19 protein-coding genes are annotated in these 20,106 nt (G+C 69.9%); 6 read left to right on the forward strand and 13 right to left on the reverse strand.

The genetic code is table 11. The annotated features are described in order from the left end of the window. Window positions 1-5: 5 nt before the first annotated feature. On the forward strand, window positions 6-1,370 hold the full coding sequence (locus CSW64_RS09660; protein ID WP_099621908.1) for a PleD family two-component system response regulator: 1,365 nt from the start codon (window positions 6-8) through the stop codon (window positions 1,368-1,370). Window positions 1,371-1,500: 130 nt separating this feature from the next. On the opposite strand, the gene CSW64_RS09665 is transcribed toward CSW64_RS09660, so the two are convergent. Both CSW64_RS09665 and rpmG read right to left on the reverse strand, forming a co-directional pair. Continuing rightward, complete coding sequence (locus CSW64_RS09665; RefSeq protein ID WP_099621909.1) at window positions 1,501-2,274, reverse strand: glutaminyl-peptide cyclotransferase; 774 nt, start codon at window positions 2,272-2,274, stop codon at window positions 1,501-1,503. Window positions 2,275-2,390: 116 nt separating this feature from the next. Next, entirely contained in the window at window positions 2,391-2,558 is a 168-nt protein-coding gene (gene rpmG, locus CSW64_RS09670; RefSeq protein WP_099621910.1) for a 50S ribosomal protein L33, read from the reverse strand. A gap of 100 nt (window positions 2,559-2,658) precedes the next feature. Between rpmG and CSW64_RS09675 the strand changes: the two genes are divergently transcribed. Further along, window positions 2,659-3,210, forward strand: coding sequence for a hypothetical protein (locus CSW64_RS09675; RefSeq protein ID WP_099621911.1), 552 nt, complete (start codon window positions 2,659-2,661; stop codon window positions 3,208-3,210). Window positions 3,211-3,262: 52 nt separating this feature from the next. Here the strand turns inward: CSW64_RS09675 and CSW64_RS09680 are convergent, their stop codons facing one another. From CSW64_RS09680 to CSW64_RS09700, 6 genes are all read right to left on the reverse strand, one after another. Beyond that, complete coding sequence (locus CSW64_RS09680; RefSeq protein WP_099621912.1) at window positions 3,263-3,829, reverse strand: NUDIX hydrolase; 567 nt, start codon at window positions 3,827-3,829, stop codon at window positions 3,263-3,265. Continuing rightward, window positions 3,826-4,554, reverse strand: a complete 729-nt coding sequence (locus tag CSW64_RS09685) for an NUDIX hydrolase (protein ID WP_099621913.1) — start codon at window positions 4,552-4,554, stop codon at window positions 3,826-3,828. Before CSW64_RS09685 ends, CSW64_RS09680 begins: the two co-directional genes overlap by 4 nt. 114 nt (window positions 4,555-4,668) lie before the next feature. Further along, window positions 4,669-6,981, reverse strand: a complete 2,313-nt coding sequence (gene rnr, locus CSW64_RS09690) for a ribonuclease R (RefSeq protein ID WP_099621914.1) — start codon at window positions 6,979-6,981, stop codon at window positions 4,669-4,671. 256 nt (window positions 6,982-7,237) lie between these two features. Beyond that, the gene (locus tag CSW64_RS21775; RefSeq protein ID WP_150131369.1) at window positions 7,238-8,005 is read right to left on the reverse strand and encodes a hypothetical protein; all 768 of its coding nucleotides are present in this window, start codon (window positions 8,003-8,005) and stop codon (window positions 7,238-7,240) included. Window positions 8,006-8,021: 16 nt separating this feature from the next. Continuing rightward, window positions 8,022-10,652 carry a type I DNA topoisomerase gene (gene topA, locus CSW64_RS09695; RefSeq protein ID WP_099621915.1) on the reverse strand — a complete coding sequence of 877 codons (2,631 nt, stop codon included), beginning with the start codon at window positions 10,650-10,652 and terminating at the stop codon, window positions 8,022-8,024. A 143-nt stretch (window positions 10,653-10,795) separates the two neighbouring features. Then, a complete protein-coding gene (locus CSW64_RS09700) occupies window positions 10,796-12,244 on the reverse strand; it encodes a serine hydrolase domain-containing protein (protein ID WP_216361264.1) in 1,449 nt (482 codons plus the stop codon). Between the two features lie 156 nt (window positions 12,245-12,400). On the opposite strand from CSW64_RS09700, the gene CSW64_RS09705 reads away from it, so the two are divergent. Beyond that, window positions 12,401-13,057: a glutathione S-transferase family protein gene (locus CSW64_RS09705; protein WP_099621917.1), complete on the forward strand. Its 657-nt coding sequence runs from the start codon at window positions 12,401-12,403 to the stop codon at window positions 13,055-13,057. 82 nt (window positions 13,058-13,139) lie between these two features. After that, window positions 13,140-13,775 (forward strand): YceI family protein, encoded by a 636-nt coding sequence (locus tag CSW64_RS09710; protein ID WP_099621918.1) that lies wholly within the window; start codon window positions 13,140-13,142, stop codon window positions 13,773-13,775. On the opposite strand, the gene CSW64_RS09715 is transcribed toward CSW64_RS09710, so the two are convergent. Next, window positions 13,772-14,479, reverse strand: a complete 708-nt coding sequence (locus CSW64_RS09715; RefSeq protein ID WP_099621919.1) for a glutathione S-transferase family protein — start codon at window positions 14,477-14,479, stop codon at window positions 13,772-13,774. The two genes, CSW64_RS09710 and CSW64_RS09715, sit on opposite strands and share 4 nt — an antisense overlap. Before the next feature lie 122 nt (window positions 14,480-14,601). Here CSW64_RS09715 and CSW64_RS09720 point away from each other — a divergent pair, with 122 nt between their 5' ends. Further along, entirely contained in the window at window positions 14,602-14,934 is a 333-nt protein-coding gene (locus tag CSW64_RS09720; RefSeq protein ID WP_099621920.1) for a winged helix-turn-helix transcriptional regulator, read from the forward strand. 495 nt (window positions 14,935-15,429) lie between these two features. Then, entirely contained in the window at window positions 15,430-16,242 is an 813-nt protein-coding gene (locus CSW64_RS09725) for a hypothetical protein (RefSeq protein WP_150131370.1), read from the forward strand. 1 nt (window position 16,243) lies between these two features. Here the strand turns inward: CSW64_RS09725 and CSW64_RS09730 are convergent, their stop codons facing one another. From CSW64_RS09730 to plsY, 4 genes are all read right to left on the reverse strand, one after another. Then, window positions 16,244-16,555 carry a UBP-type zinc finger domain-containing protein gene (locus tag CSW64_RS09730; RefSeq protein WP_099621922.1) on the reverse strand — a complete coding sequence of 104 codons (312 nt, stop codon included), beginning with the start codon at window positions 16,553-16,555 and terminating at the stop codon, window positions 16,244-16,246. Between the two features lie 9 nt (window positions 16,556-16,564). Then, on the reverse strand, window positions 16,565-18,250 hold the full coding sequence (locus tag CSW64_RS09735) for an FAD-dependent oxidoreductase (RefSeq protein WP_099621923.1): 1,686 nt from the start codon (window positions 18,248-18,250) through the stop codon (window positions 16,565-16,567). A gap of 62 nt (window positions 18,251-18,312) precedes the next feature. Continuing rightward, the gene (dprA, locus tag CSW64_RS09740) at window positions 18,313-19,401 is read right to left on the reverse strand and encodes a DNA-processing protein DprA (protein WP_099621924.1); all 1,089 of its coding nucleotides are present in this window, start codon (window positions 19,399-19,401) and stop codon (window positions 18,313-18,315) included. Continuing rightward, entirely contained in the window at window positions 19,398-20,042 is a 645-nt protein-coding gene (gene plsY / locus CSW64_RS09745; protein ID WP_099621925.1) for a glycerol-3-phosphate 1-O-acyltransferase PlsY, read from the reverse strand. Before plsY ends, dprA begins: the two co-directional genes overlap by 4 nt. Window positions 20,043-20,106 lie beyond the last annotated feature (64 nt).

Here is a 20,106-nt window from a genome sequence, read left to right on the forward strand (position 1 = left end):
GCGGCATGAGTGCGCGCATCCTGGTCGTCGACGACATCGAGGCGAACGTCAAACTGCTCGAGGCCCGGCTGAGCGCCGAGTACTATGAGGTTCTGACCGCCAGCGACGGGCCCACGGCCCTGGCCCTGGCCGCCGCCGAACAGCCGGACATCGTGCTGCTGGACGTCATGATGCCGGGCATGGACGGCTTCCAGGTCTGCCGCCGGCTCAAGGAAGACGTCGCCACCCGCCACATCCCGGTGGTTCTGGTCACCGCCCTCGACGGCCGCAACGACCGCATCGCCGGACTCGAGGCCGGGGCCGACGAGTTCCTGACCAAGCCGATCGACGACGTCATGCTGTTCGCCCGCGTGCGCAGCCTGACGCGCCTGAAGCAGGTGCTGGACGAGTTGCGCGCCCGCGAGGCCTCGGGCCGCCGTATCGGCGTCATCGCCGGAGCCGCGGCGCGTCTGGGCGGGGCGGGCGGCCGCATCCTGCTGCTGGACGACAACGACCGGCAGGGCCAGCGCCTGGTCTCCGAGCTGGCGGTCGAGCACCGGCCGGTGATCGAGAGCGAGCCGGACAAGGCGCACCTGACCGCGCGGGGACCGGTCGACCTGATCATCGTCAACGCCACGGCCAAGGCCTTCGACGGCCTGCGCTTCGCGGCGACGATCCGTTCGGACGAGGCGACGCGGCACCTGCCGATCCTCGCCATCGTCGATCCCGACGACAAGCCGCGGCTGGTCCGGGCGCTGGACATCGGGGTCAGCGACCTGCTGACCAAGCCCATCGATCCCCAGGAGATGGCCGCCCGGGCGCGGACCCAGATCCGCCGCAAGCGCTACACCGACTTCCTGCGCGACAACCTGGACCAGTCGCTGGAACTGGCGGTCACCGACCAGCTGACCGGCCTGCACAACCGGCGCTACATGACCGGCCAGCTCGGCGCGCTGGTGAAGCGGGCTGTTCACGGCGGCGACCCGGTGTCGGCGCTGATGATCGACATCGACCACTTCAAGAAGATCAACGACAGCTTCGGCCACGACGTCGGCGACGAGGTGCTGCGCGAGTTCGCGGTGCGGCTGGCGTCGAACGTCCGTGCGATCGACCTGCCGTGCCGCTACGGCGGCGAGGAGTTCACGGTGATCATGCCGGGGGCCCGGCTGGCCGACGCCGAGCGGGTCGCCGAGCGCATCCGGCTGCACGTCGCCGGCTCGCCGTTCCGCGTCCAGGGCGGCAAGGACACGCTGTCGGCGACCATCTCGGTCGGGGTGGCCTGCACGGCCGGCCCGGAGGACACGCCCGAGGCCCTGCTCAAGCGCGCCGACGAGGCCGTCTACGAGGCCAAGGCCGGCGGCCGCAACCGCGTGGTGGCCCGGGCGGCCTGATATCCAGACGCCGATACGTCGTGCGTGGTTCGAGACACCGGTCTGACGGCCGGCTCCCCGCCATGGCGTATGCTGCGTTCGTCATCCCGAGGAGCGAGCCTCGAGCGAGCGTCTCGAAGGACGCGGTACGCTAGTCCTTCGGCACGATCCGGATCTCGAACAGCGTCGGCCACAGCTTGCCGGTGACGAAGATCCGCTTCTTCTCGCGGTCGTAGGCGATGCCGTTCAGGACGTCGACGCCGCGGGCCTCCTCGGCGGAGAGCAGGCCGCTCAGGTCGATCCAGCCGACCACCTGGCCGGTCCCGGGATCGATCCGGGCGATGAAGTGGGTCTGCCAGACGTTGGCCCAGACCTCGCCCTCGATCCACTCCAGCTCGTTCAGATTGTGGATCGGCTGGTCGCCGGCCTTCACCGTGATGCGGCCGGTTTCCTTCAAGGTCAGCGGATCCAGGAAGCGCAGATCGGCGGTCCCGTCGCTCATGATGATGCGCCGGTCGTCGCGGGTCAGGCCCCAGCCCTGGCCGACGTAGGAGAACTGGCCGGTGCGCTCGAGAGCCTCGACGTCGTAGACGTAGCCCTTCTGGCCCAGCCAGGTGAGCTGGACCAGCCGATGCTCCCAGTCGACGATGCCCTCGCCGAACTGCTGCGGATCGGTGTCCCGGCGCTGCAGGACCTTGCCCGTGGTCAGCTCGACCTTGCGGATCGAGGACCGTCCCACCAGGCCGGTGCTCTCGTAGAGAACCCCCTCGCGCCAGAAGAGGCCTTGGGTGAAGGCCTCGCGGTCGTGCGGATAGCGGTTCAGCACCTGATAGCCGAAGCCGGGGACCGGCCGGGCGTCCTCCGCGGCGGCGGGGAGGGGCGCCAGGAAGGCGGCGGCGATCAGAAACAGGAGGAGGCGGCGCACGGGCGATCCAGGGAGGCGGGACGCCGCGAGGTTGGCTCCGCGCGGTCCCGCGCACAACGAAAAACGCCCGGCTTGCGGCCGGGCGTCTGTCGGACGGCAGTCAGCAGGCGATCCGCCTACTTGATCTTGCCTTCCTTGAACTCGACGTGCTTGCGCGCGATCGGGTCGTACTTCTTGAGCACCATCTTCTCGGTCTTGGTGCGGGCGTTCTTCTTGGTCACGTAGAAGAAGCCGGTGTCCGCCGTGGAGTTCAGACGGATCTTGATGGAAGCCGGTTTGGCCATCGATAGAATCCTTCGGTAGCCGCGTGGGCCGAAACTAAGAGGCGCGGAAAATACTCAGCGACGGCTGGAAGTCAATGACCGAGCGCTCTAGCCTCGCACGATGTCGTACAGAACCTTCGCGCTTGCCGCCGCCCTGCTGCTTTCCGCCTGCGCCACCACGGCGTCGCCGAAGGCGCCGGACGCCTTCCTCGCCAACCTGAAGTCCCTGTGCGGCAAGAGTTTCGCCGGCAAGGTGGTCACCACCGATCCCGCCGACGCCGCCTTCGCCGGCAAGCCGCTGGTGATGCGGGTGGAGGGCTGCGCCGAGAGCCAGGTGCGAATCCCCTTCGCCGTGGGCGAGGATCGCTCGCGGACCTGGGTGATCACGCGAGTCGGCGACGGGGTGCGGCTGAAGCACGATCATCGCCACGCCGATGGGACGGAAGACGAGCTTTCGCAGTACGGCGGCGACACCCTCGACCCCGGCGCGGCCGGGCGCCAAGCCTTCCCGGCCGACGCCTTCAGCCGGAGCCTGTTCCTGGGCAAGGGCAATCCGGCCTCGGTCGACAACGTCTGGGCCGTGGAAATCCGCCCCGGCCAGACCTTCGCCTACGAGCTGCGCCGCCCGAACCGCCACTTCCGCGTCGAGTTCGACCTGACGAGGCCGCTGTAGACCGGATGCAGGCCGGGGACACGCACCTTCGGAGCATGTCCCCTCAGCGCCCTCAGCCCAGCGTCTTCACCAGCGGCCGGCCGCGGCGATAGGTCATCAGGAACGGAGCGCCCGCGTCGCGCAGCGTCGCCAGCACGGCCTCGGTGATGTCGAACAACGGCAGGGCCAGGGCGTCGTCCAGCGAGCGCCAGGCGAGATCGGCCAGCTCCGGCGTGTCGGCGGCCTCGCCGCGGGCCAGATCGGCGTCGGCGAGGAAGAAGCGGGCGTGGAACCGCACCGGGCTGTCGGTCGGCGTGATCGCCCGGGCGAGGACGTCGAGGGCGGCGTGGTCGTGCGCGACCTCCAGGCCCGTCTCCTCGGCCGTCTCACGGAGGGCGGCGGTCGCCAGCGCGGCGGCCAGGCGCGGCGAGGCGGCCGCTCGCCGGACACAGGTCTCGCCCAGGGCGCCCTTCGTCGGTTGGTCGAAGTCGGCCCGGTCCAGCTTGCCGCCCGGGAACACGAAGACGTCCGGGGCGAAGCGCGACTTGGCGGGCCTCCGGCCCAGCAGCACCTGCGGTCCGCGCACGGTCCGGCGCACCAGGACCAGGCTGGCGGCGTTGCGGGGACGGACCGGGATCACAGGTGCTCCAGCCGCCGGGCGCCGTTCAGGAAGCGCATGAACGGGATGGGTCGCTCGGGCTGGTCCAGCCGTTCGGCGATCTCGGCCACGACGAAGCGGGTGATGTTGGGCAGGTCCAGGGCCAGGGTCTCGTCCAGGTCGACCCAGGCGATCTCGTCCAGCTCGCCGCAGTCCGGACGGCGCTCCAGGCTCAGCAGCGACTCGGCCTCGGCCATGAAGAACCGGGCGTCGAAACGCTTGGGCCGATACGGCGGGGTGATGGCGCGGGCGACGTAGGTCAGGGCCGAGAGGTCGGGCAGGGCGCCGGCCTCCAGGAACGGCCGCCAGGGGCCCGCGCCGGGGCGTGTGGGGGCCGCCTTGGCCAACAGCAGCCCGGCCTCCTCGAAGGTCTCGCGGATCGCGGCCAGGCCCAGCGCGCGCGGCAGTTGCGGACTGGCGTGTCGCGCGGTCAGAGCCAGTTTGGCGGCGACCTGCGGCGCCAGATCGTTGGCCGACGGGGCGGTGAAGTCGCCGCGGTCGACGCGACCGCCGGGGAACACCCATTTGTCGGGCATGAAGCTATGGCCGCCGTTGCGACGGCCCATCAGCAGGCGCGGCTTGGGGCCGTCCCGGCGCACGATGATCAGGGTGGCGGCGTGGCGGACGCCGGGGCGCTTGTCGCCCTTGCCGCGCATCGCGCCGTCGCTGCGGGGATCGTAACTGGGGTCGAGGACGGGTCCGGTCATGCGGTCAGCATAGGCTGCGTCGCGCCGCTTGGAAGCGTGACCCAGCGTCAGTCGACCGGCATGGTGAAGGTGAACCGGGTCTCGACGCCGCCGGCGTCGAAGGCCGCGAGGGCGTCAGCGCCGCTTGCCCTTGCGCACCCCCTTGGGGACGCCGCCGCGCTTGGGGCCGCCGCGGCCGGGATCCATCCGTCGACGGACGCCCAGGCGCGGACGCGGCGCGGTCTTGTCCGGCGGCATGGCCTCGCTGAGCATCTCGAACAGCAGCCCGCCGGTGACGGGCGTCGCCTCGCGCAGGCGGACCTGGACGGTCATGCCCAGGGGCCAGCGCGACCCGCTCCGCTCGCCGATCAGGCTGTGGGTGCGGTCGTCGTGGATGAAGAACTCTCCGCCCAGCGACGAGACCGGAACCAGGCCGTCGGCGCCGGTGTCGGTCAGCCGCACGAACAGGCCGAAACGGGTGACGCCGGTGATCCGCCCCTCGAACTCCGCCCCGACCTTGTCGGCCAGGAACGAGGCGACGTAGCGGTCGGTCGCGTCGCGCTCGGCCGCCATCGCCCGGCGCTCGGCATGGGTGATGGTCTCGGCGGTTTCCTTGATCTTCTTGATGTCGTCGTCCGTCAGACCGTCGCTGCCGAGGCCCAGCGCGCGGATCAGGCCGCGGTGGACGATCAGGTCGGCGTAGCGGCGGATCGGGCTGGTGAAGTGGGCGTACTTGGCCAGGTTCAAGCCGAAGTGGCCGATGTTCTCGGCATTGTACTGGGCCTGCATCTGGGTGCGCAGGACCACCTCGTTGACGATGTCGGCGTGCGGGCCCTCGCGGGTGTCGTCCAGCAGCTTGTTGAACCGCCTGGTCGTCGGCGCCTCGCCCTTGGTCCAGGGGATGTCCAGCGTGCCGAGGAAGTCGGTCAGCGCCATGATCTTCTCGGGGCTGGGCGTGTCGTGGATCCGGTAGATCAGCGGCGTGCGCCGCTGTTCCAGCGTCTCGGCGGCCGAGACGTTGGCCTGGATCATCATCTCCTCGATCAGGCGGTGCGCCTCCAGCGAGGGGCGTTTGGTGATCGAGGCGACCTGGCCGTCCTCGCCGATGACCACACGGCGCTCGTCGCTCTCGATGGCCAACGGCGAGCGAGCGTTGCGGCCCTTCAGCATGACGCCGTAGGCGGTCCACAGCGGCTTCAGGACGCCCTCGACCAGCGGGCCGGTCTTGTCGTCCGGCTGGCCGTCGATGGCGGCCTGGGCCTGCTCGTAGCTCAGCTTGGCGGCCGAGCGCATCAGGCCGCGCACGAAGCGGTGGCTGACCTTCTTGCCGGCGGCGTTGAACACCATCCGCACGGCCATGGTCGCGCGGTTCTCGCCCTCGCGCAGAGAGCACAGGCCGTTGCTCAGCCGCTCGGGCAGCATCGGCTCGACGCGGTCGGGGAAATAGACGCTGTTGCCCTTGTCGCGGGCGATCTCGTCCAGCGCCATGCCGTGGCGGACATAGGCGGCGACGTCGGCGATGGCGACCCAGACCACCCAGCCGCCGACATTCTTCGGGTCGGGGTCGGGATGGGCGAAGACGGCGTCGTCGTGGTCGCGAGCGTCGGCCGGGTCGATGGTCACGAACGGGAAGTCGCGCAGGTCCTCGCGGCCTTGCAGCGTCGGCTCCTCGGCGGCTTCGGCCTCGGCTTCGGCCTGTTCGCTGAACCCGGTCGGGATGCCGTGGCTGTGGATGGCGATGAGCGAGGCGGCCCGAGGCTCATCCTCGCGGCCGACGACCTCCAGGATCTTGCCGAGCTTGGGGCCGTAGCGGCGCTCGGCGGAGCCGACCTGAGCCAGGACCAGGTCGCCGTCGCGCAGGTCGCGGCCGTCGTGCTCGCTGATGAGCAGGCTGTCCTTGCTCTTGCGGTCGACGGGCTCGACGCGGATCTCGCGGCGGGCCTTGCGGATGACGCCCAGGACGCGGTGGGCGCTCTGGCCCAGGCGCTTGATCAGGCGGGCTTCGGTCTCGCCGTTCTCGAGCGGCTCGAAGCGGACGAGGACGCGATCGCCCAGGCCGGGCGCGGCCTCGACGGCCTTGCCGCGATCGGGGGCCAGGCGGACCAGCGGCGCGTCGGCGCCGGCCTTGGTCAGGCGAACCAGCAGGTCGCCGTCGGGATCGCGCTCGACAACGTCGGCCACGCCGACGGGGGGCAGGGCGCCGGCCTCGGAGAAGCCGCGGCGGCCGCGCTTGCCGAGGACGCCCTCGGCCTCGAGGCCGCGCATCATCTCGCGCAGGGCGCGGCGGTCGGAGCCCTTCAGGCCGAACGCCTTGGCGATGTCGGCCTTGTCGGCCTCGCCGGCTTCGCGAAGGAAACGGAGAAGGGTGTCACGATCCGGCAGACCCTGAGGATGTCGGGGCGTGCGCGGGGTTCGGGTGGTGGTTTTGATAGGGGGGCGTTTGGCCATTACGGCTTTCGAATATCACATCAGGTCGTCGTCGTCGGACTCGTTCCAACGAATCATGAACGCCTGAGTCTGTTGTGGATACGACGGGTCTCGCGAAACATTTCGCGGTTGACGGTGGTTCCGCACACTTGGTGTGCGTGGCGCGCGCCACTCATCCGCCAAGAGGCTCATCGTGAGCCTGATGAGCGGCATATAGGTAAAAAGGGGTGCGGAGGCAAACTTTCCGCAGGTGCCATGCGATCGCAATTGCCGAGCGCTACTGTGCGCCAGTCTCCGCGAGCGATAGTGTTGGCGCCCTGTCGTAGGCTTCGAGCAGCTCATGAGCGATTTGTCGCATCATGGCCGGAAGGGGACCGATCTTAACAGTCATGGTTCCGTCATGAGTGCCTACTATGCGCCCATCCGGCATCTGGGCGCCGAATGAGCCGCCGAATGAATTTGAAGACTGTAGGTCGTCCAAGACTTCGGGCATCTCGGCATCGCTGTGGGCACCCATTGCGTTGCGGAGAAGGGAGATCAGTTTTTGCCGAGTGAGGCGTTCTCGCTTGTCGAACGGCACAATGTTCTCTGGACGAAGTGGGATGAGAGATTGATCGACACCCGGCGATGCTGCTCCGGCGCGATAGATGATGTCTCTTTCCCACCAATCTCTAAACGCAAGGCCTTTGATATCGTCCTTGCCCAACCCTCCTTGGAAGGCGGGCATGAAAGTTACTTGAGGAGGGCTGGAGCTTACCCTCGCGATAACCAGCTTGTTGAGCGGGGATAGCACAGACTCAGAGTGCTCGTAGTCAACGGTATCAAAGCGGTACAGCGCACGAAGTCGTGTTGCTGCTGCATTCTCAGTCAATATTTTACTTGTTTCGGTGGCCATCAGGAATGCGATTGGCGCATATCCACCATCGTATATCTTACATATTTCGCGAAGATTTTGCAGGTGCTCAGAAAAGCGTTCCAGAAGCTGATCCTCAGAAAGCTTCCGTATCCTGTCTCCCGGCTTCGATTTCGCTTTCCCTCGGCCCATCCTTTGTCACGGAGACCTACTCCGCTGCCGCCTTCTTCTTCGCAGGCGTCTTCTTCGCTGCCGGTTTTTTGGCGGTCGTTTTCGCCGCTGGCTTCTTCTCGGCCTTGGCCTTGGGGGCCGCGGCCTTCTTCGCCGGCTTCTTGCCGCCGCCCTTGGCGACGCGTTCGGCTATGAGCGCGACCGCTTCCTCAAGCGTGATCTCCTGCGGGTCCTTGCCGCGCGGGACGTTGGCGTTGGTCGCGCCGTGCTTGATGTAGGGGCCGAAGCGGCCGGACAGGATCTTGATCGCCTGGCCGTCCTCGGGGTGGGCGCCGAGCTCCTTCAGCGCCGCCGCCGTCGCCCGGCCGCCGCCCTTGCCGCCGGCCCGCTTCTCGGCGAGCACGGCCACGGCGCGGTTCAGCCCGACGTCGAAGACCTCGTCGACGTTGTCGAGGTTGGCGTAGGTTCCCTCGTGCAGAACGAACGGGCCGTAGCGGCCGATGCCGGCCAGGATCGGCTTGCCGTCCTCGGGGTGGGTCCCGACCTCGCGCGGCAGGTTCAGCAGGCGCAGGGCCTTGTCGATGTCCATCGTCGCCGGCGGCCAGCCCTTCGGCAGGCTGGAGCGCTTGGGCTTGTCGGCGCCGACGCCGGCTTCCTCGACGTAGTGGCCGAAGCGGCCGTTCTTGAGCCAGACGGTCTGGCCGGTCTTGGGATTGATCCCCAACTCGCGGTCGCCCGCGTCGGCGGCGTCGCCGGTCTCGTCGTTCTGGGCGATCGGGCGGGTGTAGCGGCACTCCGGATAGTTGGAGCAGCCGATGAAGGCGCCGAACTTGCCGGTCTTCAGGCTCAGCTGGCCGGTGCCGCAGGTCGGGCAGACGCGCGGGTCGGAGCCGTCGGCCTTGGCCGGGAAGATGTGCGGGCCCAGCGCCTCGTTCAGGGCGTCGAGCACGTTGGTCACGCGCAGCTCGGCGATCTCGCCCACGGCCGCGTGGAAGTCGCGCCAGAACTCGCGCAGGAAGTCCTTCCAGTCGAGCTTGCCGTCCGAGACGAGGTCGAGCTTCTCCTCCAGCGCGGCGGTGAAGTCGTACTCGACGTAGCGCTTGAAGAACTCTTCCAGGAAGGCGGTGACCAGACGGCCCTTGTCCTCGGGGATGAAGCGCTGCTTCTCCACCCGGACGTAGGCGCGGTCGCGCAGCACGGTCAGGATCGAGGCGTAGGTCGAGGGCCGGCCGATGCCGAGCTCTTCCATCTTCTTGACCAGGCTGGCTTCCGAATAGCGCGGCGGCGGTTCGGTGAAGTGCTGGTCGGACCGGGCGCGCAGGACGCGCGCGTCGGCGCCTTCGTTGACCGCCGGCAGGCGGGCGCTTTCCTCGTCGCCCTCGTCGTCGCGGCCTTCCTCGTAGACCGCGAGGTAGCCCGGAAACTGCACCACCTGGCCGGTGGCGCGCAGCCCGGTCTGGCCGTCGCCGCTCTCCAGCTCGACGGTGGTCCGCTCGATGCGGGCGGCCTCCATCTGCGAGGCGATCATCCGCTTCCAGATCAGCTCGTAGAGCCGGCCCAGGTCGGGGTCGAGGCGCAGCGAGCCGGGATTGCGCTCCAGCGAGGTCGGCCGGATCGCCTCGTGGGCTTCCTGGGCGTTCTTGGCCTTGGTCTTGTAGTGGCGGGCGCTCTCGGGGACATAGTCCTTGCCGTACAGGCCGCCGATGACGCGGCGGGCCTCGTCCAGCGCCTCGGGCGCCGACTGGACGCCGTCGGTCCGCATGTAGGTGATCAGGCCGACGGTCTCGCCGCCGATGTCGATGCCCTCGTACAGCTTCTGGGCGGCCTGCATGGTGCGCTGGGCCGAGAAGCCCAGCTTGCGCGCGGCTTCCTGCTGCAGGGTCGAGGTGGTGAACGGCGGCGGCGGCGTGCGCTTGGCCGGCTTCTTCTCGACCGAGGCGACCTTGAAGGTCGCCGCCTGGACGGCGTTGCGGGCGCCGGCGGCGATCTCTTCGTTGGGAAGGTCGAACTTCCCGAGCTTCTTGCCCTCGTGCTTGACCAGACGGGCCAGGAAGGGATCGGCGCCGGCGGCGACGTCGGCCTCGACCGTCCAGTATTCCTGGGTCCTGAAGCGCTCGATCTCCAGCTCGCGGTCGACGATCAGCCGCAGGGCGACCGACTGCACGCGGCCGGCGGAGCGGCTGCCCGGCAGCTTGCGCCACAGGACCGGCGACAGGGTGAAGCCGACCAGATAGTCCAGCGCGCGGCGGGCGAGGTAGGCCTCGACCAGCTCCATGTCGATGTCGCGCGGATTCTGGATCGCGTCGATGACCGCGGTCTTGGTGATGGCGTTGAAGGTGGCGCGCTTCACCGCGACGTCCTTCAGCGCCTTCTTCTTCTGGAGGACTTCCAGCAGGTGCCAGCTGATCGCCTCGCCTTCGCGATCCGGGTCGGTGGCGAGATAGAGGGTGTCAGCGCCCTTCACGGCGTCGACAATGTCGGCGACCCGCTTGGTCGACTTCGAGTCGACCTCCCAGAACATGGCGAAGTCCTCGTCGGGCTTCACCGATCCGTCCTTCGACGGCAGGTCGCGCACGTGGCCGTACGAGGCGAGCACCTTATAGTCAGAGCCCAGGTATTTGTTGATGGTCTTGGCCTTGGCCGGGCTCTCGACGACGACGACGTTCATGCGTTCTCGGGGCAGCAAAGAGAGATGTCGGCAAGCGAACCCGCCAGCCGAACGAGGCCGGAAAGTGGGGGCGGGGCAGGGGCGATGTCAACGGACCCCAAGCGGGAAGGGGCGTTTTGACTATGCGGCGGAGCGCCTCGCCCCTACGGGGCGGCCGGCGCGCCCAGTTTTTCGAGCCGTTTGCGGGCGTGGTCGTTCTTGGGATTCATGACCAGGGAGCGCCGGAAGTTCTCGATCGCCGACGTCGGCCGTCCGATGCGGTCGTAGGCGTCGCCCAGGCTGTCGTACGTGTTGGCGCTCTGGGGATAGAGGGCGACGGCCAGTTTGAAGATCTCGACCGCGTCGGCGCCGCGGTCGATGCGCAGCAATCGGTAGCCCCAGTTGTTCAGGTCGTTCTCGGAGATGCTGAAGCCGGGGGTCTTCCGCTTCAGGGCCTCATAGGCTGACCGGGCCTGGGCATAGCCGCGCGAGGCCAGCTCCGTCCGCAAAGGGGCGACGCCGTCGGTTTTGACGGACGGGATGTAGATGGCCGCGACGGCGGGTGTGATCTCCTCGGGCGTGGCTCCGGAAAGGTTGGTCAGGATGACCACCGCCAGGTCGTCTTCCGGATACAGGCGGAAGGCCGCCCGGCCGCCGCCCGTGAGTCCGATCGTCCGGTGCGGCGCCGCCCCACGCCAGGTCCAGCCCAGCGCCCAGTCGCCCGCCTTGCCGTCGTTGAGCAGGGTTTGAGTCCACATCGTCCGCAGGCTCTCGGGCTTGAGGATGCGTCCCTGCTGCACGGCGACCGCCCAGCGCGCCATATCGCCCGCCGTGCTGTTCAGGCCCGCCGCGGCGCGCTGGTTCGGCGGGAACTCCTCGTAGACGTTGCGGAGCACGCCCGCGTCGCCCCAGGCGTCGCGGTAGAACCGGTAGCTCTGCGCCTTGCCGGGGATCACGTCGCGGGAATCGCCGAACCCGCTGTGCGGCATGCCGGCGACGGCGAACTGGTGCTCGGCGACCGCCTCGGTGAAGGGCCGTCCGCCGAGCTTTTCGATCACTCGCTGCATGAGCAGGTAGTTGGTCTGGTTGTAGTTGGTCTTCTCGCCCGGGGGGAAGCGGATGGGGCTGGCGATGACCTCGGCCCAGGCGCCGGCGTCGGTTCCGTCGCCGATGGTCTTGCCGGTGTTGGGGTCCACGATGTCGGGCAGGCCGCTCATATGGCTGAGCAGCTGTTTGATCGTCACGGCGCGCCACGCCGGCGGCAGGTCGTCGAGATAGGTCGAGACGGGCGCCGACAGGTCGAGCTTGCCCTGTTCGACCAGCCGCATCGCCTCGACGCCGGTGAAGATCTTGGTGATCGAGTTGATCGAGAAGACCGTCTCGTCCGTGACGGGGACCGGGGTCTGCAGGTTGGCGAGGCCGTAGGATCGTTCGAGCACGATCTCGCCGTTCCGGACGACGGCGACCTGCAGGCCGGGGATGCGCCGCTCGCGCATCTCGGCCTGGATCAGCGCGTCGACGGCCTGGGTCTGCGGCGAGATCTGATCGAGCGCCACAGCGGCGGCCGGCGCCGTCGCGACCAGCCAGGCGGCCAGCAGGCCCATCGTACGCATCGTTTTCCCCCTCCGAGAGCGGGCAGCTAAGAAGCTCCGCCGGACGGGGTCCAGTGAACATTGCTTCATGAGCTTGCGGGCGCCGGTGCGGGCTGATACTGAAGTGATGACTTAAGTATTTTCCATGCCGCACAGCGGCGCTGGATGGAGAGATCGATGCCTGAGCCGCTGGTGCTGCATTTCCACCCCTTCGCCTCCTTCTGCCAGAAGGTGTTGATCGCCTTCTACGAGAACGACACGCCGTTCGAGACGCGGTTCGTGGACCTGGGAGATCCCGAGGCGAGCGCGCCGTTCCGCGCCCTGTGGCCGATCGCCAAGATGCCGGTGATGGAGGATCGGGACCGCGGCGTGGTGTTGCCGGAGTCGAGCGTGATCATCGAGTATCTGGACCACTATCGACCGGGGCCGGTGCGCTTCGTGCCGGCCGATCCGGACCAGGCCCTGGAGGTGCGTCGCTGGGACCGGTTCTCCGACGGCTACATCCAGGAGCCGATGACCAAGGTCGTCACCGACCGCATCCGGCCGCCCGGCGCCAACGACCCCGAGGGCGTGGCGCGGGCCAGGGCCCTGCTGGACACCGCCTACGACATCCTGGAGCCGCTGCTGGGTCTGAGAGCGTGGGCGGCGGGCGACGCCTTCACCCTGGCCGACTGCGGGTTGTTCGCCTCGCTCGGCTATGCCGACGTGGTGCATCCGTTCGGGCCGTCGCGGCCGAACCTCGCCGCCTATCTGGCGCGCGCCAGGCAGAGGCCTTCCTTCGCGCGGGTGTTGGCCGAAGCCGAGCCCTACTGGGTGAACTTCCCGCGCGGTTGACCGCTTGTCGGATCGGCCGCCTCCTGTTCGTCTTCCATTCGGCTCGCCTGTCCGCCGGCCGTCCTGTCCTGGAGAGTCCTCTATGTCCCTGTCCGCCAAATGGGTCCGTTCCGCCGTCATCGGCCTGGCCCTGGTTCCCATCGCCGCCGTCGCGGCGCCGCCGCCGTCGACCCTGCCGCCCGGCGTCTATGCCGGCGAGAAGGACGTCGCCCTGGCCGTCGCCGGCAAGTACGAGCTGGACGTCAGCCACACCTCGGTGATCGCCCGGGTCTCGCACATCGGCTACTCCTACAGCCTCTTCCGGTTCGACAAGGCCGAGGGGGCCCTGACCTGGGACCCGGCCAAGCCCGAGACCGCCAAGCTGACGGCCTCGGTCGAGGTCGGTTCGATCGTCACCCCGGTCCAGGGTTTCGCCGACAAGCTGAAGGGGAAGGATTACCTGAACGGCGACGCCTTCCCGAAGGCGACCTTCGTCTCGACCGCCTTCCGCAAGACCGACGCGACCCACGGCAAGGTCGAGGGCCAGTTCACCCTGATGGGCAAAACCAGGCCCGTGACCTTCGACGTCGAGCTGGTTGGCGCGGGGAAGGGCTTCGGCAGCCCGCGTCTGGGGTTCATCGCCAAGACCTGGATCAACCCCCAGGACTACGGACTGCCGCCGCTGATGACCGCGCCGATCGAGATCGTCATCGACGCGGAGTTCGTGAAGGCGGGCTAGGCGGCCAGTCGTCCGCCCAGCTCCGACAGGGACACCTGGCCGAGGAAGCCGCCGCCGCCTTCGCCGAGCGGCCGGCCTTCCTCGGCGTCGTGGGCGAAACCCACGGCCGGGTCGGCCTCAAGCCGCTGCAGCAGGGCGTGGACGCGCGGGTACTCGGCCGCCAGGTCGAACACCTGCAGGTCCGCGCCCCAGCGCGCGACCCCGGCGAAATAGGCGTCGGCGATCGTGGGCTTGCCGCCGACCAGCCAGTCGCGGTCGGCGAGGAGGGCCTCGATATGGGCGTAGCCCCTGGCCGCGCGGGCGCGGGCCTTGGCGTGGACGCTCTTCTGCGCCTCGTCGCCGTCGACGTACTTGAACGGCGAGAACAGCGGGCCCCAGGCGCCGTGGAAGCCGGTGACCAGGAAGGCCAGCATCTCGTTCAGCCGATCCTGCTGCGGCGAGCCGGGCGCGAAGGCGAGCTTCCCTTCCGGGGCCTTCGACGCCACATGCTGCAGGATGGCGAAGCTCTCGGTGAGCACCTCGCCGTTGGGCAGCAACAGGGCCGGCGTCAGCCGCAACGGGTTGGCGCGGGTGAAGACCGCGTCTTCCAGTTCGCTCAGCATGTCGACCCGGGCGAGGCGGTAGGGAAGGCCCGACCAGGCGAAGGCGACGATCGAGCCGAAGGAGCAGCCGTGGGGCACGCCGTAGATGAGAATGGGTTCCATGGTTCAAGGTCCTGTCATCGAGTTGAGAATTGTTGACAGGCGCCATGTGTGGGTTGCCGAAATCGCTTTAAAGAACGCACGAAAATGTTCGGCTGTTACATAAATTATACTGAGGATCATCAATGAAGGACGTGGTCACGGCCTGCCCCGTCGAAGACGTCATGCGGGTGCTGCGGGGACGCTGGCGCAGTCTGCTGCTGTACTATCTCGTGAACGGCCCCAAGCGGTTCAGCGACCTGCAGCGGGACCTGCCGGGGATTTCCCAGCGAATGCTGACGCTGGACCTCCGGGAACTGGAGGCGGAGGGGCTGGTGGCTCGGACCGTCTATCCAGAGGCGCCGCCGCGCGTGGAATACGCCCTGACCGATGACGGCGAGCGGATTCTAGGCCTGCTGAACGCCCTGGGCGATCATTGGGCCGACATGCGGGCGCGCCGGAAGGCGATGGCGGCCTAGCTTGATTTTGGGGGAGAAGGTGTCGGCCGACTGGAATGCCCGATACGGGGGGCTGGGGGGGCTGTTCAGGATCCGAACCGGACGCAGCCGACCGACGAGTCACAGGCTGCACCCCGCCTGTGGCGCCGACATGCCCAGATTGAGGCCGTTTCTGGGCGTCGCGCACCGTGTTCTGCGGAACACATGAGGGACACGAATCGCGGAGCCCGGCCGCATACGCGTTGCGCGTGCGCCGAGGCGGAGAGATAAGGGCCTCAACGACGGCCTGTTCTGTAAGGGTCGTCAGGGCGTGGGGCCCCGCGACGCCTCCAGGATCCGATGGTCCTGCGCGGTTCAGAGAGGCGGCGAAGGCGGTCCGAGAGGGCCGCCTTTTGCTTTCGGGGCCACAGAACCGTCGAAGTCCGCCGCGAAAAGGACGGCGGGGAGGGCGGCTCACAGATTCGCGGCGAGCCCAGCCATGTCCGATTCCGACAATCCCTACGCCCGCCCCAGCGCATGGGGCCGTCCCCAGCAGCAGCCGTTCACGATCGGGCCCCTGCCCAAGGCGGCCGGGACACCGCCGCCCGCCGCGCCGCGCCGGCGATCCTCGATCGTCAGCGGGGGGCCCAGCCCGCTCGCGGCCCGACGCCGGCCCAGCCGCCGGCGGCACAGCCGACCCGGGCGGCCGCCCAGCCCGAACGGCCGCCGGAGCGTCCCGTCGAGCGTTCGCCGGACCCGCGGCCGGACCCGCGTCCCGAGCCGGTTCAGCCGCCCGTGGCGGAACCCGAACTCGCCTTCGCGCCGCTGCCCCGAACCGCCGCCCCCCGCGCCTCGCGCACGCCGCTGATCGCCGGAGGCCTGGCCGCCGGCCTGGCCGTGGTGGTCGCCGGGGGCGTCGGGGTCTTCATGCTGAACAACCGGTCGGCGCCGACCGAGACCGCGCGCCCCGCCGCCGGCCTGGCCATCGAGACCCAAGCGCCCGTCGCCGCGACGTCTCCCGCCACCGGAGCGCCGCTGGCTGTCCTGCCTGAGACGCCGCAGGTCTCCGCGTCCGCGACGCCCCCCGCGACCGCCCAGCCCGCCTCGGCGCCGGTTCGGCAGACGCGGGCGGAGGCTCCGGTCCTGCGGCCCTCGGCGCGTGTCGAACGGACTGCGCCGGCCGAGGTCGCGCCGCCGCCCGTGCTCGCGGTGGAGACGCCGCCGCTGATCGTGCCGCCGCCCGCGCCCGTTCCCGTTACGCCGGTAGGACCGCCGCCCGCCGCCGCCGAGCGGCCTCCGGCCGACCCGAGCGCCCCGATGACCACCCGCCTGCCGGACGGGACCGACTAGCTCACCAGCCGCGCGGGATCGGGCCGTCCTGGGGCGTCGTGTCGTCGCCGAGGTCGAGGAACAGCTCGTCGACGTAGCACCAGCCCCAGCCTTCCGGCGGATCGTAGCCTTCGATCACCGGGTGGCTGGTGGCGTGGAAGTGAGCGGTGGCGTGGCGGTTGGGCGACTGGTCGCAGCAGCCGACGTGGCCGCAGGTCCGGCAGAGCCGCAGGTGCAGCCACTGGCCGCCGATCTTCAGGCAGTCCTCGCAGCCGCGGGCGCTGGGCGTGACCTTCAGCACGGCGGTCTCGGCGTGGCGGCATCCTTCGGCCATGGTCGGCTCCTATTGCTGCGCGGCTTGCTGTTCGGCGAGGTAGGCGTGGACGGCGGCGACGACCTGCGCGCCTTCGCCTACCGCCGCCGCCACCCGCTTGATCGAGCCGGAGCGCACGTCGCCGATGGCGAACACGCCGCGGCGGCTGGTTTCCAGCGGCAGGCAGGCGCGGCTCATCCCGGCGCCGGAGCAGGGACCGTCGACCGCCTCGTCGGTTCGGATGAAGCCGCGGTTGTCCAGCGCCACCTCGCAGCCGGTCAGCCAGTGGGTGTTCGGCTCGGCGCCGATGAACAGGAACAGGTGGCGGATGTCGCGCGTGGTCTCCGCGCCGCTATCCACGTTGCGCCAGGTCACCCGCTCGAGCGAGCCGCCCTGGCCGTCGAGGGCCGTGACCTCGCTGCGGACGGCCAGCTCAACGTTGGGCAGGGCGGTCAGCCGGTCGATCAGGTACCTGGACATGCTGGCCTCCAGGCCCTGCGCCCGGACCAGCACCGTCACCTTCCGCACCTGGCTGGCCAGATAGACCGCGGCCTGGCCGGCCGAGTTGCCGCCGCCGACCAGCAGCACCTCCTGGCCGGCGCAGAGCTTGGCCTCGAGGGGGGAGGCCCAGTAGTGGACGCTGGCGCCCTCGAAGCGGTCCATCCCGGGCACGTCCAGCCGGCGGTAGCGGGCGCCGCTGGCCACGACGACGGCCTTGGCGGCCGCCGTCTCGTCCTCGCTCAGGGTCAAACGGAACCGGCCGCGACAGGCTTGAGGCGAGTCCTCCAGCGACAGGGCCCCGGTCGGGATGGCCATCTCGGCCCCGAACTTCTGCGCCTGGCTGTAGGCGCGGCCCATGAGGGCCATGCCGGTGATGCCGGTCGGGAAGCCGAGATAGTTTTCGATCCGGGCCGAGGCGCCGGCCTGGCCGCCGAACGACCGGGTGTCGAGCACCAGCACCGACAGGCCCTCGCTGGCCCCGTAGACCGCCGCCGCCAGTCCGGCCGGTCCAGCGCCCACGACGGCCATGTCGTAGACGTGGTCGGGGTCGAGCCGGGTGGTCAGGCCCACGCAGCGGGCCAGGGCCGCCTCGGTCGGGTTCCGCATGAACTCGCCCGTCGGGCAGAGCACGATCGGCAGCTCCTCCTCGACCAGATGGAAGCGCTCGATGAGCGCCCGGGCCTCCTCGTCCACGTCCGGGTCGAGGTGCTGGTGCGGATGGCCGTTGCGGCCCAGGAAGCTCTGCAGGCGCAGGACGTCGGCGTGCTGGGCGCGGCCGACGATGACCGGGCCGGCGCCGTCCTCGATCAGGCCGACGCGGCGCAGGATCAGCGCCCGCATGATCCGCTCGCCCAGCTCGGCCTCGGCGATGAGCAGGGCGCGCAGCCGCTCGGGGCGGATCAGCAGGGCCTCGATGTCCGTGACCGCTTCGCCGTCGACCAGGGCCCGCGCGCCGGACAGCTGTCCCAGTTCGCCCGAGAACTCGCCCGGTCCGTGCTCGACGATCAGGCGCTGGCCGTCGCGGACGTCCCGGCGCGTGATCGCCAGGCGCCCCTCCAGCACGAGCAGCATGCCGGGCGCGGTCTCGCCGGCCTGATAGACCCGGTCGCCCGCAGCATAGCGCTGGGGCTCGCCGAACCGCCGGATGCGGTCGATCTCGGCCGGCTCGAGCCGGGGGAACATTTGCGGGCGGCGGGAGTCCAGGGTGCTGGCCATGACGCCACCCTAGCGGGGTTTTCGGGCGACGCCATCGACCCTTGGTCGTAGGCGGGCGCGCGCTAGGGGCGATGCACCGTGCCGCTCGGCCCGAAGGCGGCGCGGCCGGCCAGGGCGAGCTCGACCAGGGCGGCGAAGACCATCGGGGCGGGCGCGCCGGCGCCCCGGACGATATCGTCGACGAAGGCCGCGGTCGGCGAAAGGAGGCCGGCCACCCGTTCGCGCAGGGCCTCGTCGGGCTCGCCTGCGGCGGGGGACCAGCCGCCGCGTTCCGGCTCGCGCACGCCGCGGCCGTTCAGGCCCTCCAGCACGCGAAGCACGTCCTCGATCCCCTCGCAGACCGCCGCGCCCTGGCGGAGCAGATCGTTGGTCCCGCGGGCGCGCGGATCGAGCGGCGAACCTGGCACGGCCAGGACCTCGCGGCCCTGTTCGGCGGCGAGGCGGGCGGTGATCAGGGAGCCGGACTTCAGCTCCGCCTCGACCACCACCACGGCCAGGGCGAGACCCGAGATCAGGCGGTTGCGGCGCGGGAAGTCCTTGGCCTGGGCGCGATGGCGCGGCGGGCTTTCGGAGACGATCAGTCCGCCGGCGGCGATCCGGCCGTGCAGGTCCTCGTGCTCCGGCGGATAGATGTCGGCGACGCCCCCGCCGAGAACGGCGACCGTACCGGTGGCCAGGGCGCCCTCGTGGGCCGCGCCGTCGACGCCCCTGGCCAGGCCGGAGGCGACAACGAGACCCTCGCGCCCCAGGTCGGCGGCCAGGCCGCGGGCGAACCGCTGCCCGGCGGCGGAGGCCACGCGGGCGCCGACGACGGCCACCGCGGGGCGGGACAGCAGAGCCAGGTCGCCGAGCGTCCAGATCAACGGCGGCGGCGGCGTGTCGAGCGTCCGAAGCGACGTTGGGAAGTCGGCCTCGCCGGCGAGCAGCAGACGCGCGCCCAGCCGTTCGCCGGCCTCGATCTCGGCGACCGCCGCGGTTTCCGGCGGCGGCCGCGGGACAGCGCCGCGCTGCGTCAGGCGGGGCAGGGCGTCCAGCGCCGCCTTCGCCGAGCCGAAGCGGCGCAGCAGATGGTCGAAGGCCACCGGTCCGACGTTCGGCGTCCTCGCCAGCCTCAGCCAGGCGATCCGCTCCGCGTCGGACGGGGCCGTCATTCGGTCTCGGGAGGCGGAGCCGCCTTCTTGGCCCCGATCTTCGGCTCCTCGCCCTTGAGCAGCCGGCGGATGTTCTCGTGGTGCCGGATGTAGATCAGCACGGCCATGAACAGGGCCAGCAGGATCATGGGATAGGGCTGGTCGGTGGCGAAGGCGAACAGCGGGGCCAGGGCGGCGGCGGTCAGGGCGGCCAGCGACGACAGGCGGAACAGGAAGGCTACGGCCAGCCAGGTGATCCCGGCCAGGATTCCCACCGGCCAGCAGGCGCTGAGCAGCACGCCGTAGAAGGTGGCCACGCCCTTGCCGCCCTTGAACTTCAGCCAGACCGGGAACAGGTGGCCGAAGAAGGCGGAGCCGCCCGCCAGGGCCACGGCGGCCGGATCGCCCCGGGTCAGCAGGTGGGCGATCAGGACCGCCACGGCGCCCTTGCCGGCGTCGCCGATCAGGGTGATCGCGGCCAGGTCCTTGCGTCCGGAGCGCAGCACATTGGTCGCGCCGATGTTGCCCGAGCCGATCTTTCGGATGTCGCCGGCGCCGCCCAGCCGGGTGGCGATGAGGCCGAACGGGATCGAGCCGAGGAGGTAGCCTCCCACGACGATCAGACCGAACGTCAGCCAGACGGTTTGCCCCAGATCTTCCATGTCCGCCCCGAATGCGCGTTGAGGTTTATGATATGTTCCGCCGCAACGCCAGATGGCGTCGCGC

The sequence above is a fragment of the Caulobacter mirabilis genome (assembly GCF_002749615.1).
In the GTDB taxonomy this organism is placed as follows: domain Bacteria; phylum Pseudomonadota; class Alphaproteobacteria; order Caulobacterales; family Caulobacteraceae; genus Caulobacter; species Caulobacter mirabilis.

Coding starts and splice junctions, on each gene's coding strand:
- CSW64_RS09660 (WP_099621908.1), top strand. CDS start 6: ATGAGTGCGCGCATCCTGGTCGTCGACGACATCGAGGCGAACGTCAAA.
- rpmG (WP_099621910.1), bottom strand. CDS start 2,558: ATGGCCAAACCGGCTTCCATCAAGATCCGTCTGAACTCCACGGCGGAC.
- CSW64_RS09675 (WP_099621911.1), top strand. CDS start 2,659: ATGTCGTACAGAACCTTCGCGCTTGCCGCCGCCCTGCTGCTTTCCGCC.
- CSW64_RS09685 (WP_099621913.1), bottom strand. CDS start 4,554: ATGACCGGACCCGTCCTCGACCCCAGTTACGATCCCCGCAGCGACGGC.
- rnr (WP_099621914.1), bottom strand. CDS start 6,981: ATGGCCAAACGCCCCCCTATCAAAACCACCACCCGAACCCCGCGCACG.
- CSW64_RS21775 (WP_150131369.1), bottom strand. CDS start 8,005: ATGGGCCGAGGGAAAGCGAAATCGAAGCCGGGAGACAGGATACGGAAG.
- topA (WP_099621915.1), bottom strand. CDS start 10,652: ATGAACGTCGTCGTCGTCGAGAGCCCGGCCAAGGCCAAGACCATCAAC.
- CSW64_RS09700 (WP_216361264.1), bottom strand. CDS start 12,244: ATGCGTACGATGGGCCTGCTGGCCGCCTGGCTGGTCGCGACGGCGCCG.
- CSW64_RS09705 (WP_099621917.1), top strand. CDS start 12,401: ATGCCTGAGCCGCTGGTGCTGCATTTCCACCCCTTCGCCTCCTTCTGC.
- CSW64_RS09710 (WP_099621918.1), top strand. CDS start 13,140: ATGTCCCTGTCCGCCAAATGGGTCCGTTCCGCCGTCATCGGCCTGGCC.
- CSW64_RS09715 (WP_099621919.1), bottom strand. CDS start 14,479: ATGGAACCCATTCTCATCTACGGCGTGCCCCACGGCTGCTCCTTCGGC.
- CSW64_RS09720 (WP_099621920.1), top strand. CDS start 14,602: ATGAAGGACGTGGTCACGGCCTGCCCCGTCGAAGACGTCATGCGGGTG.
- CSW64_RS09725 (WP_150131370.1), top strand. CDS start 15,430: ATGGGGCCGTCCCCAGCAGCAGCCGTTCACGATCGGGCCCCTGCCCAA.
- CSW64_RS09730 (WP_099621922.1), bottom strand. CDS start 16,555: ATGGCCGAAGGATGCCGCCACGCCGAGACCGCCGTGCTGAAGGTCACG.
- CSW64_RS09735 (WP_099621923.1), bottom strand. CDS start 18,250: ATGGCCAGCACCCTGGACTCCCGCCGCCCGCAAATGTTCCCCCGGCTC.
- dprA (WP_099621924.1), bottom strand. CDS start 19,401: ATGACGGCCCCGTCCGACGCGGAGCGGATCGCCTGGCTGAGGCTGGCG.
- plsY (WP_099621925.1), bottom strand. CDS start 20,042: ATGGAAGATCTGGGGCAAACCGTCTGGCTGACGTTCGGTCTGATCGTC.